This is a genomic window from Streptomyces sp. NPDC060049 (assembly GCF_042736715.1).
In the GTDB taxonomy this organism is placed as follows: Bacteria; Actinomycetota; Actinomycetes; order Streptomycetales; family Streptomycetaceae; genus Streptomyces.
This window is the reverse complement of record NZ_JBHWVV010000004.1, coordinates 165,961-178,756: the sequence shown is the minus strand read 5'-3', so window position 1 is coordinate 178,756 and position 12,796 is coordinate 165,961. Positions and strand designations below refer to the sequence as shown.

General features: G+C 71.9%; 11 protein-coding genes. 2 read left to right on the top strand and 9 right to left on the bottom strand.

The window, feature by feature from the left end; translation table 11 throughout:
• Positions 1–122: 122 nt before the first annotated feature.
• From ACFWBY_RS08575 to ACFWBY_RS08560, 4 genes are all read right to left on the bottom strand, one after another.
• Entirely contained in the window at positions 123–1,517 is a 1,395-nt protein-coding gene (locus ACFWBY_RS08575; protein WP_385335857.1) for an NAD(P)H-hydrate dehydratase, read from the bottom strand.
• 16 nt (positions 1,518–1,533) lie between these two features.
• Positions 1,534–1,902: a holo-ACP synthase gene (locus tag ACFWBY_RS08570; protein ID WP_385335859.1), complete on the bottom strand. Its 369-nt coding sequence runs from the start codon at positions 1,900–1,902 to the stop codon at positions 1,534–1,536.
• 74 nt (positions 1,903–1,976) lie between these two features.
• Positions 1,977–3,824 (bottom strand): glutamine--fructose-6-phosphate transaminase (isomerizing), encoded by a 1,848-nt coding sequence (glmS, locus tag ACFWBY_RS08565; protein WP_385335861.1) that lies wholly within the window; start codon positions 3,822–3,824, stop codon positions 1,977–1,979.
• Between the two features lie 109 nt (positions 3,825–3,933).
• Positions 3,934–4,704 (bottom strand): hypothetical protein, encoded by a 771-nt coding sequence (locus tag ACFWBY_RS08560; RefSeq protein WP_385335863.1) that lies wholly within the window; start codon positions 4,702–4,704, stop codon positions 3,934–3,936.
• Positions 4,705–4,987: 283 nt separating this feature from the next.
• Here ACFWBY_RS08560 and coaA point away from each other — a divergent pair, with 283 nt between their 5' ends.
• Together coaA and ACFWBY_RS08550 are read left to right on the top strand one after the other, a co-directional pair.
• Entirely contained in the window at positions 4,988–6,049 is a 1,062-nt protein-coding gene (gene coaA, locus ACFWBY_RS08555) for a type I pantothenate kinase (protein WP_385335865.1), read from the top strand.
• Between the two features lie 16 nt (positions 6,050–6,065).
• Entirely contained in the window at positions 6,066–7,016 is a 951-nt protein-coding gene (locus ACFWBY_RS08550) for a DUF389 domain-containing protein (RefSeq protein WP_385335867.1), read from the top strand.
• 74 nt (positions 7,017–7,090) lie between these two features.
• On the opposite strand, the gene glmM is transcribed toward ACFWBY_RS08550, so the two are convergent.
• The 5 genes from glmM to ACFWBY_RS08525 all read right to left on the bottom strand — a co-directional run bounded on the left by glmM (position 7,091) and on the right by ACFWBY_RS08525 (position 12,772).
• Positions 7,091–8,449, bottom strand: coding sequence for a phosphoglucosamine mutase (gene glmM, locus ACFWBY_RS08545; protein ID WP_385335869.1), 1,359 nt, complete (start codon positions 8,447–8,449; stop codon positions 7,091–7,093).
• A gap of 135 nt (positions 8,450–8,584) precedes the next feature.
• Positions 8,585–9,106 (bottom strand): 30S ribosomal protein S9, encoded by a 522-nt coding sequence (gene rpsI / locus ACFWBY_RS08540; protein ID WP_385335871.1) that lies wholly within the window; start codon positions 9,104–9,106, stop codon positions 8,585–8,587.
• A 42-nt stretch (positions 9,107–9,148) separates the two neighbouring features.
• The gene (gene rplM, locus ACFWBY_RS08535; protein WP_385335873.1) at positions 9,149–9,592 is read right to left on the bottom strand and encodes a 50S ribosomal protein L13; all 444 of its coding nucleotides are present in this window, start codon (positions 9,590–9,592) and stop codon (positions 9,149–9,151) included.
• A gap of 236 nt (positions 9,593–9,828) precedes the next feature.
• Positions 9,829–11,088: a glycosyltransferase family 87 protein gene (locus ACFWBY_RS08530; RefSeq protein ID WP_385335875.1), complete on the bottom strand. Its 1,260-nt coding sequence runs from the start codon at positions 11,086–11,088 to the stop codon at positions 9,829–9,831.
• A gap of 64 nt (positions 11,089–11,152) precedes the next feature.
• Positions 11,153–12,772 (bottom strand): ATP-binding cassette domain-containing protein, encoded by a 1,620-nt coding sequence (locus ACFWBY_RS08525; RefSeq protein ID WP_385335877.1) that lies wholly within the window; start codon positions 12,770–12,772, stop codon positions 11,153–11,155.
• Positions 12,773–12,796 lie beyond the last annotated feature (24 nt).

Below are 12,796 nucleotides of genomic sequence, written 5' to 3'. Positions count from 1 at the left end.
CGCACCTGGCCGCGTCGTCGGGGCGCCCCAGTACGTCCAGTACGCGACACGCCCCTCCGCCTTGCCGTGCACGGCACCAAACGCCGCGGGCTCGGCCGCCGCCACGATCCGAAAGAGACGACCTAGGCCCGCGCAGCGGAGACGTCGCGCCACGCCTCCGGCAGGGCTTCGGCCACCTGCTGCGCCAGCAGGGGGCCGCCGGCCAGACGGGCCGCCAGGCCGTGGAGGTACGCCGCCACCGCCCCCGCGTCCGGCCCCGAGAGGCCGCCCGCCAGGAGGGACCCCGCCAGCCCGGACAGCACGTCCCCGCTCCCGGCGGTGGCCAGCCACGGAGTCCCGGTCGGGTTCACCCGGACAGGGGAACCGCCGGAGGCGACCAGCGTCGTCGACCCCTTCAGCAGGACCGCCGCTCCGTAGCGCTCCGCGAGCTCCCGCACCGCGGTCAGCCGCCCCGCCTCCACCACCTCCCGCGCGACCCCGAGCAGCGCCGCCGCCTCCCCCGCGTGCGGGGTCAGCAGGGTCGGCGCCGCCCGCGCCCGCAGCGCCGCGGGGTCCAGTCCGCGCAGCCCGTCGGCGTCCACCAGTACCGGCACCGGCTCCGACAGCGCCCGCGAGCCGTCCTCGTCGCCCAGGCCCGGTCCGACCACCCACGCCTGGACGCGGCCCGGCCCGATCAGCGTCTCCGGGTAGCGGGCCAGGACCGCCTCCGCGACGGCCGCCGGTCCGACGTAGCGCACCGCGCCCGCGCCGCCCCGCAGCGCCCCCGCCACCGCGAGGACCGCCGCGCCCGGGTAGCGCGCGGACCCGGCGACGATGCCGACCACGCCCCGCCGGTACTTGTCGCTCGTCCGCGACGGCACCGGCAGCAGCCCGGCCACGTCGGCGTGCTGCAGGGCCTGCACGTCCGGGGGCTCCGGGAGGGTCAGGCCGATGTCCACCAGGTGCACCGCCCCGGCCAGCGAGGCCCCCGGATCGATCAGCAGCCCCGGCTTGTGCGCCCCGAAGGTCACGGTGACGTCGGCCCGTACGGCCGCCCCCGCCACCTCACCGGTGTCCGCGTCCACCCCGCTCGGCAGGTCCACCGCGACGACCGCCGCGCCCGCCGGGATCCGCTCCACCAGCGCGGCCGCGGCCGGCCGCAGCCCGCCCCGGCCGCCGATGCCGACGAGCCCGTCCACGACGAGGTCCGCCCGCGGCGGCACCTCCCCGGCCAGCCGCCCGCCGGCGGCCCGCAGCGCGGCCAGCCCGCCCGCGTGCACCCGCGCCGGATCCATCGCCACCGCCGTCACCGAGGCCCCGCGGCGGGCCAGGCGCGCGCCCGCGTACAGCGCGTCGCCCCCGTTGTCCCCCGGGCCGACCAGCAGCACCACGCGTGCCCCGTACACCCGGGGCAGCAACCGGGCGCAGACGGCGGCCAGTCCGGCCGCCGCCCGCGCCATCAGGGCGCCCTCGGGCAGCCGGGCCATCAGCTCGCGCTCGGCGGCCCGTACGGTCTCCACGCTGTAAGCAGTACGCATGGCACCAGCGTGCCCGCTAACCCTCGGCGATCACCACAGCGGACGCGATGCCCGCGTCGTGGCTCATCGAGAGGTGCCAGGACCGCACGCCCAGCTCCGCCGCCCGCGCCCCGACCGTCCCCGACACGCGCAGCCGGGGCTGCCCGCTGTCCTCGACGTACACCTCGGCGTCGGTCCACAGCAGCCCGCCGGGCGCGCCGAGCGCCTTGGCGAGCGCCTCCTTGGCCGCGAACCGGGCGGCGAGCGAGGCGGTCCCGCGCCGCTCGCCGCCCGGCAGGGTCAACTCGGCTTCGACGAAGAGCCGTTGCGCCAGGTTCGGCGTTCGCTCCAGCGCGGCGCCGAACCGCTCGACCTCGGCAACGTCAATGCCCACACCGATAATCACAACGACAACTCGCTTCGCTCACTTCACCGTCACCGACTGCGCCCATTGTCGGCGACCTGCTCCGCGCGCTCCGATCACTCCACCGTCACCGACTTCGCGAGGTTGCGCGGCTGGTCCACCTCGTTGCCCCGGGCGGTCGCCAGCTCGCACGCGAAGACCTGCAACGGCACGGTCGCCACCAGCGGCTGGAGCAGCGTCGGCGTGGCCGGGATGCGGATGAGGTGGTCGGCGTACGGGACCACGGCCTCGTCCCCCTCCTCGGCGATCACGATGGTCCGCGCCCCGCGCGCCCGGATCTCCTGGATGTTCGACACGATCTTGTCGTGCAGCACCGAGCGCCCGCGCGGCGACGGTACGACGACCACCACCGGCAGGTCCTTCTCGATCAGGGCGATCGGCCCGTGCTTGAGTTCGCCCGCCGCGAAGCCCTCGGCGTGCATGTACGCCAGCTCCTTGAGCTTGAGCGCACCCTCCAGCGCCACCGGGTAGCCGACGTGCCGGCCGAGGAAGAGCACGGTGTTCTTGTCGGCCAGGGAGCGCGCGAGCGCCCGTACCGGCTCCATGGTCTCCAGGACGGTGTCCACCGCCGCGGCGATGTCCGACAGCTCCCGGATGACCGCCTGGATCTCGTCGCCCCACTTCGTGCCCCGCACCTGCCCGAGGTAGAGGGCGACGAGGTAGCAGGCCACCAGCTGCGTCAGGAACGCCTTGGTCGAGGCGACGGCCACCTCGGGACCGGCGTGCGTGTAGAGCACGGCGTCGGATTCGCGCGGGATCGTCGAGCCGTTCGTGTTGCAGACGGCCAGCACCTTGGCGCCCTGCTCACGGGCGTGCCGCAGCGCCATGAGGGTGTCCATGGTCTCGCCGGACTGCGAGATCGCGATCACCAGCGTCCGCTGGTCCAGGATCGGGTCGCGGTAGCGGAACTCGCTCGCCAGTTCCGTCTCGCAGGGGATGCGGGTCCAGTGTTCGATGGCCAGCTTGGCGATCATGCCCGCGTGGTAGGCCGTACCGCACGCCACGATCACGACCTTGTCGACCTCGCGGAGCACGGAGTCGGGGATCCGCACCTCGTCGAGCGTCAGCAGGCCGTCCGCGTCGATCCTGCCCAGGAGGGTGTCGGCGACGGCCTTCGGCTGCTCGGCGATCTCCTTGAGCATGAAGTAGTCGTATCCCCCCTTCTCGGCCGCCGAGGCGTCCCAGTCCACGTGGTACGCCCGCACCTGCGCGGCCGACCCGTCGAAGTTGGTCACCGAGACACCGTCGCGGCGGAGCTCGACGACCTGGTCCTGCCCCAGCTCGATCGCGGCCCGGGTGTGGGCGATGAACGCGGCCACGTCCGAGGCGAGGAAGTTCTCTCCCTCGCCGACGCCCACCACCAGCGGCGAGTTCCGGCGCGCGCCGACCACCACGTCCGGATCGTCGGCGTGCACGGCGACCAGCGTGAAGGCGCCCTGGAGCCGCCGGCACACCTGCCGCATCGCCTCGGCGAGGTCCCCGCAGGCCGAGAAGTGCTCCGCCAGCAGGTGCGCCACCACCTCGGTGTCCGTCTCGGACTCCAGCCGGTGCCCGCGCTCGGTGAGTTCGGCGCGCAGCGCGGCGAAGTTCTCGATGATCCCGTTGTGCACGACGGCCACCCGCCCCGCATTGTCGAGGTGCGGGTGGGCGTTGACGTCGGTGGGACCGCCATGGGTCGCCCACCGGGTGTGTCCGAGCCCGGTGGAACCGGCCGGCATCGGGTGCCCGACCAGTTCCTTCTCCAGATTGACCAGCTTGCCGGCCTTCTTGACCGCGGCGAGCCCCCCGTCGGCGAGCACGGCGACACCCGCCGAGTCGTAGCCGCGGTACTCCAGCCGCTTGAGCCCGGCAATGACCACATCGAGCGCCGACTGCGCTCCCACGTAACCCACGATTCCGCACATAAGCCGCAGGGTACGCCTCAGTTGGTCTCCTGCCCGGTACCTGAACAAGACGAAACCCCCGCCCCGGCGTGTGCGCCGGGGCGGGGGTCGACGCGTGGTCCGCCCGGCCTCAGCCGAGCTTCTTGACCTGCGCGGCCACGACGGCCGCCGGCTTGTCGGCGACACCCGCGAGGCTCGACGCGGTGTGGGTGGCGAGCGTGTTGCCCTTGCGCACGATGACGGTCTCGGTCGTCACCTTCGTACCCTCCACGTCAGCCTGCAGGGTGAGGGCGAGCGCCTCGTCGCCCCCGGTGGCGGTGCCGGCGACCACCTTGTCGATCTTCGTCGTCTCGCCCTCCATGGTCAGCGTGAAACCGCCGGCGCAGGACGTGGCCGCGGCCTTTACGGCCGCGAAGGCCTCCTCCGCGCCCTTGCCCTCGTACGACGCGAGGGTGACCGAGGTGCGGGTGGCGCCGAGGGCCTTCAGCCCGGCGGCGGCCTTCTCCTCGGGGGTGGCGCCTTCCTTGGGCAGGGCGACGGCCTTGGTCCGCGCCACTGCGGCGGCCGTGCCGACCGTGACGGCGCCCTGCGTCTTGACGACGGGCAGGCACTCGGCCTTGTCGCTGGCGGCGGCGCTGCCGATCGCCACCTCGGACGGCGGGACCGCGGCGAACTCGTAAGCCGGCAGGTCGGCCTTGGTCACGAGCAGGCCGCCCAGCTCGGCGTCCGTCTTGGCCTTCGCGGCGGGCGCCGCGGAGGCCGCCGGCGCGGAGGCCGAAGCGGACGGCTTGGTGTCGTCCTGCGCGTCGGCCTTGTCGGAGGAGCCGCACGCGGTGGCGAGCAGCGCCAGGGACAGGGCCGAGGCGGACAGGACGGTACGGCGTACGAGTGCGGTGCGCATGGTGGTGGTCCCCCCACGGGAAAGGTCTGCGAAAAAAGGGCAGCACACGACGCCCCGGAGCGGGGACCCGTCGCGAGCTGCGGTGATCAACACCGTACGGCGCGCCGGGACCGCGCATCCGCACTTGTTCGCCCGGTCCCGCGCATCGTGACCCCGCCGAGACCGCAGGTGCCTCCAATCGAGACCGACCCCCGCACAACCCGCCCGCCGCGGGACATACGGCCCCATCCCACGTGACCGACCACACCACCCACAACCGCCCGCGAGCGCCGACAATGGCCGTGTGATCACTTCGCCGCCACGAAGCACGCCGGACCGCGCAACGGAGAACCCCGACGGATCGGAGCACCCCGCGACCCCCGGGCAGGCGCACCCCACGCGCCGCCGGGGCCACGAGGCCTCCCCCTACGTCGACCTCACCCGCGCCGAGTGGAGCGCGCTGCGCGAGCGCACCCCGCTCCCGCTGACGGCCGACGAGGTCGAGCGACTGCGCGGCCTGGGCGACGTCATCGACCTCGACGAGGTCCGCGACGTCTACCTGCCGCTCTCCCGGCTCCTGAACCTGTACGTCGGCGCCACCAGCAACCTGCGCGGCACCCTCAACACCTTCCTCGGCGACGCCGGCAACGGGCACGGCGCGCAGCAGGGCACCCCCTTCGTCATAGGGGTCGCCGGCTCCGTCGCCGTCGGCAAGTCCACCGTGGCCCGTCTCCTCCAGGCCCTCCTCGCCCGCTGGCCCGAACACCCGCGCGTGGAGCTGGTCACCACCGACGGCTTCCTGTATCCCATGAAGGAGCTCCAGCGGCGCGGGCTGACCGCCCGCAAGGGCTTCCCGGAGTCCTACGACCGCCGCGCGCTGACCCGCTTCGTCGCCGACATCAAGGCGGGCAAGGACGAGGTCACGGCCCCGGTCTACTCGCACCTGATCTACGACATCGTCCCCGGCGAGCGGCTCGTCGTGCGCCGCCCGGACATCCTGATCGTCGAGGGGCTCAACGTCCTGCAGCCGGCCCTGCCCGGCAACGACGGCCGCACCCGGGTGGGCCTCGCCGACTACTTCGACTTCAGCGTGTACGTGGACGCGCGCCCCGAGGACATCGAGCGCTGGTACCTCAACCGGTTCCGCAAGCTGCGCGAGACGGCCTTCCAGAACCCCTTCTCCTACTTCCGCAAGTACACCCAGGTCTCCGAGGAGGAGGCGCTGGAGTACGCGCAGACGATGTGGCGGACGATCAACAAGCCCAACCTGCTGGAGAACGTGGCCCCGACCCGCGGCCGCGCGACCCTCGTCGTCCGCAAGGGCCCCGACCACAAGGTGCAGAAGCTGAGCCTGCGCAAGCTCTGAGGCTACTGTGCGGCCCATGCTGCATCTACGGATGATCACCCCGGCCGACCGCACGGACGCCGTGGTCCGGATCGTCGAGGGCACGGTCGGCACCACCCATCTGGTCGTGGTGCCCGGCGCGGCCCGCGTCCCGCCGGGCGACATCGTGATGTGCGACGTCGCGCGCGAGGCCGGCGACGAGCTCCTGAACGAGCTCCGCGAGCTCGGCATCGACCAGGACGGCTCGATCGCGGTCGAGAACATCGACTTCTCCCTTTCGGAGCGCGCCGACCTGGCCGAGAAGGAAGCCCCGGGCGAGGGCGCCGACGCCGTCCTGTGGGAGCAGCTGAGCGAGGCGACCCACGAGGAGTCCACCCTCAGCATCACCTACTGCGCGTTCATGATCATCGCGACGATGATCGCGGCCTGCGGTGTCGTCCTCGACAACGCCGTCCTGATCGTGGGCGCGATGGCGGTCGGCCCGGAGTTCGGTCCGCTCGCCGGCGTGTGCACGAACCTGGTGCGCCGGGCCCCGCGGCAGGCCGCCCGCTCGCTCTTCGCCCTCCTCGTCGGCTTCGCCGCCGCGATGATCGCGACGACCGCCTTCAGCCTGGTGATGGACGCCATGGGCCTGTTCCACGGGGGGATGCTGGACAAGGCCCGCCCCAACACCAGCTTCATCTGGCAGCCGGACCCGTTCTCATTCGTCGTGGCGCTGCTCGCCGGCGTGGCGGGGGTGCTCTCCTTGACCTCGGCGAAGTCGGGCGCGCTGGTCGGCGTGGCGATCTCGGTGACCACCGTCCCGGCGGCGGCCAACGCGGCCGTCGCGCTCAGCTACGGCGACTTCGGCCAGATGTGGGGCTCGGCGGAGCAACTGCTGCTGAACCTCTTCGGGATCATGCTGGCCGGCGTGCTCACCCTGCTCGGCCAAAAACTCCTGTGGCGCACCCAGCGCGACCGCTGGCGGCGTACGCCCCCCACGGCCTGAGCCCGGCCCCCGGAACAGGACCGGCCCCGCACTACGGGTCTCCGTAGCGCGGGGCCGGTCCGGGGCAGGAGGTTCTAGCCGAGCGCCGACTTCACCACGTCCGCGAGGCGGCCGGCGACCGAGCGGGCCTGCTCGATGTCGGCGGCTTCCACCATCACCCGTACGAGCGGCTCCGTGCCCGACGAACGCAGCAGCACGCGCCCGGTCGAGCCCAGCTCCCGCTCCGCGTCGGCGACGGCCGCGGCCAGCTCGCCCGAGGTCGCGACCCGCGACTTGTCCACGTCGGGAACGTTGACGAGCACCTGCGGCAGCCGGCTCATGACCGCCGCCAGCTCCGTCAGCGACTTGCCCGTGGCCGCGATCCGCGCCGCCAGCATCAGGCCGGTCAGGGTGCCGTCCCCGGTGGTGGCGTGGTCGAGGATGATCACGTGGCCGGACTGCTCGCCGCCCAGCGCGTAGCCGTTCTCCTTCATCGACTCCAGGACGTACCGGTCGCCGACGCCGGTCTGCACGACGTGGATGCCCTCGGACTCCATCGCCAGCTTGAAACCGAGGTTCGACATCACGGTGCCGACCACGGTGTCCTCGCGCAGCTGCCCGGCCTCGCGCATGGCCAGCGCCAGCACCGCGAGGATCTGGTCGCCGTCGATCTCGGCGCCGTTCGCGTCCACGGCGAGGCAGCGGTCGGCGTCCCCGTCGTGCGCGATGCCGAGGTCGGCGCCGTGCTCGACGACGGCCTGCTTCAGCAGGCCGAGGTGGGTGGAGCCGCAGCCGTCGTTGATGTTCAGGCCGTCGGGCTCCGCGCCGATCGTGACGATCTCCGCTCCGGCCCGGGCGAAGGCCTCGGGCGAGACGCGGGCGGCCGCGCCGTGCGCCTCGTCCAGGACGACCTTGAGGCCGTCGAGGCGGTTGGGCAGGACACCCATGAGGTGGGCGACGTACTTGTCGAAGCCCTCGTCGTAGTCGGAGACGCGGCCGACGCCGCCGCCGGTGGGCCGCTGCCACGGGGCGCCCGTGCGGTGCTCCTCGTAGACGGACTCGATCCGGTCCTCCAGCTCGTCGGCGAGCTTGTGGCCGCCGCGCGCGAAGAACTTGATGCCGTTGTCGGGCATGGCGTTGTGGCTGGCCGACAGCATGACGCCGAGGTCGGCGCCCAGCGCACCGGTGAGATACGCCACCGCCGGGGTGGGCAGCACACCGACGCGCAGGACGTCCACTCCCGCGCTGGCGAGGCCCGCGACGACTGCGGCCTCCAGGAACTCACCCGAGGCCCGCGGGTCCCGGCCGACCACCGCGGTGGCCCGATGGCCCGCGAAGGTGCCCGCCTCGGCCAGTACGTGCGCCGCCGCCACGGAGAGGCCGAGCGCGAGCTCGGCCGTCAGATCCGCGTTGGCGACGCCTCGTACACCGTCCGTCCCGAAGAGTCGTCCCACTGTTGTCCTCCCGAGTTTCCGCATCGCTTGTGACCGCTTGTGCCATCTATTTGCCGCTTGTGGCGGTAAACGAACCGCCCCGGCAGCACGGAGAGTGCTGCCGGGGCGGTTTCGTTGCAGAACAGCAGGCGCAGATTAACGCTTGCTGTACTGCGGAGCCTTACGGGCCTTCTTGAGACCGGCCTTCTTGCGCTCGACCGCACGGTCGTCGCGGGAGAGGAAGCCGGCCTTCTTCAGCGCCGGGCGGTTGTTGTCGACATCCGCCTCGTTCAGCGCACGGGCCACACCGAGGCGCAGGGCGCCGGCCTGGCCGGAAACGCCGCCACCCGAGATGCGGGCGATGACGTCGTAGCGGTTGTCCAGCTCGAGCAGCTTGAACGGCTCGTTGACTTCCTGCTGGTGCACCTTGTTGGGGAAGTAGTCCTCAAGGGTGCGACCGTTGATCTTCCACTTGCCGGTGCCCGGAACGATCCGGACGCGGGCGATGGCGTTCTTGCGACGGCCCAGGCCGGCAGCCGGCTGGGGGTCGCCGAAGCGACCGGCAAGGGACTCGGAGGTGTAGTCACCCTCGACTACGTCCGCGGTCTCGGTGGTGTACTCCTCGACGTTGCCCTCGAACTCGTCGACGGGGGTCGTCTCGGCGGTGGTCTCGGCCACGATGCTCCTCAGAATTTTCTACGTCTTAGGGGGTGGCCGGAACTACTGCGCGACCTGGGTGATCTCGAACGGCACCGGCTGCTGCGCAGCGTGCGGGTGCGTGTCGCCCGAGTAGACCTTCAGCTTCGAGATCATCTGACGGCCCAGGGTGTTCTTGGGGAGCATGCCCTTGATGGCCTTCTCGACGGCCTTCTCCGGGTTGTTCGCCAGGAGGTCGTCGTAGCGGACCGAGCGGAGACCACCCGGGTAGCCCGAGTGGCGGTACGCCATCTTCTGGGTCGCCTTGTTGCCGGACAGGTGAACCTTGTCGGCGTTGACGATGATGACGAAGTCGCCCATGTCCATGTGGGGGGCGTAAGTCGGCTTGTGCTTGCCCCGCAGGAGGGCAGCGGCCTGGGTCGCCAGACGGCCGAGGACAACGTCCTGGGCGTCGATGACGAGCCACTGGCGCGAGATGTCGCCGGGCTTGGGGCTGAACGTACGCACGCGTATGCCTTCGCTTCTTCAGTGGTGGGTCATCCCCGGGGGGTGAGCCCGAAGGGACGGGTCCTGACATGGGTCACCACGGACGATCACGACAGCCCTGGTTCACATCGGGGACGCAACCCGTGTGTAACCGCTGGTCATCGGCCCGGTGGACCGGCGTAAGGCCAATTCACGTGAGAATGAGCAAGCCAATACGCATAACGAACCAGCAGGATACCCGTGAAGACCTGGAAGGGTCAAAACGCGGTCCGCGACCCCGTATCAACGGGGGTCGCGGTGCACTCCGGATCGGTCCTGGGTGGGGACCCCGCAGTTCGTACGACTTCCAGGGTAACCCGCCGCGAGCGCAGACAGTGCCGCGCCAGCAGCCCGGCCAGTCCGCACAGGGTCACCATGTCCTTGAACGCCCGCCGCTTGTGCTCGAACTCCGACGGCCACGGAATGCCCGCCGTCTGGGGCAGCAGGGCCGCCCAGAACCAAGGCGAGCGCGGCATCGAGCCCTCCCGCACCCCCGACGCCAGGAGGAGCGGGAGCACCACGAGCAGGTAGTGGTCGAACGACGGCCGCGACACCAGGAATGCGGCGAGCATCACCATGCACGCCGTCTCCACCAGCCTCAGCTCGCCCCCGTCGCCGTCCACGGCCACCGGGCGCCGCCAGCGCCGCCAGGCCGCCCACAGCCCGCAGCCGGCCCCCGCGAAGGCCACCAGCACCGCCAGCGGCTCCGGCACGCCCAGCCGCGGCAGCGCCGCGATCGGCGAGGCGTCCCAGGGCAGCGCGTAGGAGTCCTGGCCCTGAAGCAGGAACGGCAGGGTCTTGGTGAAGAACAGCGTCGGGCGCGGCATCATCAGCGCCCCCGCCAGCGACAGCCCCACCGGCACGCCCACCGCCACGGCCAGCCCCCGCCACTGCCGCGCCAGTACGAAGAGCAGCCCTATCGGCACCAGCATCGGCTTGCACGCGATGGCGAGCCCCACCACGAGCCCGGCCGCCGCCCACGACCGCCGATGCGCCAGCAGCAGCGCCACCGGCAGGGCCGCGGCGGAGATGGCCGTCCAGTTCCCGATCAGCACGAGGTTGATGTACGGCTTGTAGGCCAGCGCGAACAGTCCGAAACCGCCCACCGCGAGCCGCGAACGCACCGGCACCGAGAACAGCCGCAGCGAGGCCCACCAGCCCAGACCCACCAGCCCGGTCATCCCCAGCGGCAGCACGCAGCGCAGCAGCGGAGCCGGCAGCAGCGCCTCCGGAATCGCCATGACCACGGCGCTGGGGAGGTAGAGGAACCGCTTGTCCTCGTACGGGGAGACCCCGGCGAGCAGCGCGTCCGCCGCCTTGACCACGAAGGCGTTGTCCGAGCCCCAGTTCGCCCGCAGGCTGGCCGAGACCGCGACGGACAGCAGGATCACCAGGCCCACGGCCCGCCAGGACCGGGGGGCCGGCCGCAACAGCCATTCCACCCGCCGGTCCCATGAGGACGGGCTGTCCCACTTCATGACCCAGACACTAGGCCGCAGCCCCACAACGACGTCCCCTCGACCAGCAGGGGGCGGTCTCCCCCTAGCGCTTGCGTTCGACCCTACGTTCGTCCCAGACGGGCTCCGTAGTCTCCCGCACAACACCGTCTGAACCGAAGACCAGGTAACGGTCAAATGTGCGGGCGAACCAGCGGTCGTGCGTGACGCACAACACAGTGCCCTCGTACGCCTCCAGGCCGTCCTGCAGTGCCTCGGCCGACTCCAGGTCCAGGTTGTCCGTCGGCTCGTCCAGCAGCAGCGCCGTCGTCCCGGCCAGCTCCAGCAGCAGGATCTGGAAACGTGCCTGCTGGCCGCCCGAGAGCTTCTCGAAGGCCTGGTCGGCCTGGCGCTCCAGCTCGTAGCGGCGCAGGGCGCCCATCGCCGCGCCGAGCGGCTTCGCCGCCTCCGTCCACAGGATGTCGACGAGCGTACGGCCGAACAGCTCGGGGTGGGCGTGGGTCTGCGCGAAGTGGCCGGGGACCACGCGGGCACCGAGCTTCCACGTACCCGTGTGCTTGACGTCCTCGCCCGCCATCAGGCGCAGGAAGTGCGACTTCCCGGAGCCGTTCGAACCGAGGACCGCGACCCGCTCCCCGTAGAAGACCTCCAGGGAGAACGGCTTCATCAAGCCGACCAGCTCGAGGTTCTCGACGGTGAGCGCGCGCACGCCCGTACGCCCGCCCTTGAGCCGCATCCGGATGTCCTGCTCGCGCGGCGGCTCCGGCGGCGGGCCCGCCTCCTCGAACTTCTGGAAGCGCGTCTGCATCGCCCGGTAGCGCGAGGCCATGTCGGGGCTGCTCGCCGCCTGGTTCCGCAGCCGCAGGACCAGCGCCCTCAGCCGGGCGTGCTCCTCGTCCCAGCGCCGCTTGAGCTCCTCGAAGCGCGCGAAGCGCTCCTTGCGGGCGTCGTGGTAGGTGCCGAAGCCCGCACCGTGCACCCAGACGTCCGTGCCCATGGGGCCCGGCTCCAGGCTGATGATCTTCTGGGCGGCCTGGGTCAGCAGCTCCCGGTCGTGCGAGATGAAGAGGACCGTCTTGCGGGTGGCCTTCAGCTGCTCCTCCAACCACCGCTTGCCCGGGACGTCCAGGTAGTTGTCCGGCTCGTCGAGCAGCAGGACCTCGTCCGGTCCGCGCAGCAGCGCCTCCAGCACGAGGCGCTTCTGCTCACCGCCCGAGAGGGTGCGCACCTCGCGGAACTGCGCGGTGTCGTAGGGGACCGCCAGCGCGGCCATCGTGCAGACGTCCCACAGGGTCTCCGCCTCGTAGCCCTGCACGTCGGCCCAGTCGCTCAGCGCCTGCGCGTAGGCCATCTGTGCGGCCTCGTCGTCGACGGTCAGGATCAGCTGCTCGGCGCGGTCGACGGCCTCGGCGGCCTGCCGGATGCGCGGCTGGGACACCGAGACCAGCAGGTCCCGCACGGTCGTCTCGTCCCGGACCGAGCCCACGAACTGCGACATCACGCCCAGGCCGCCGCTCACGGTGACCCCGCCGCCGTGCGGCTGGAGGTCACCGGAGATCAGCTTCAGCAGGGTGGTCTTGCCGGCCCCGTTCGCCCCCACGAGGGCGACGACCGACCCCTCCCCCACCCGGAAGGAGACGTCGGGGAGCAGGACCCGCCCGTCGGGAAGGTAGTACTCCAGGTGGCTGGCTTCGAGATGTCCCATGCGGGGCATTGTCCCGGTCCGGTG

Excerpts from the sequence above, each read along its gene's own strand:
- ACFWBY_RS08575 (WP_385335857.1), bottom strand. The coding sequence starts at position 1,517 with ATGCGTACTGCTTACAGCGTGGAGACCGTACGGGCCGCCGAGCGCGAG.
- glmS (WP_385335861.1), bottom strand. The coding sequence starts at position 3,824 with ATGTGCGGAATCGTGGGTTACGTGGGAGCGCAGTCGGCGCTCGATGTG.
- ACFWBY_RS08560 (WP_385335863.1), bottom strand. The coding sequence starts at position 4,704 with ATGCGCACCGCACTCGTACGCCGTACCGTCCTGTCCGCCTCGGCCCTG.
- ACFWBY_RS08550 (WP_385335867.1), top strand. The coding sequence starts at position 6,066 with ATGCTGCATCTACGGATGATCACCCCGGCCGACCGCACGGACGCCGTG.
- ACFWBY_RS08530 (WP_385335875.1), bottom strand. The coding sequence starts at position 11,088 with ATGAAGTGGGACAGCCCGTCCTCATGGGACCGGCGGGTGGAATGGCTG.
- ACFWBY_RS08525 (WP_385335877.1), bottom strand. The coding sequence starts at position 12,772 with ATGGGACATCTCGAAGCCAGCCACCTGGAGTACTACCTTCCCGACGGG.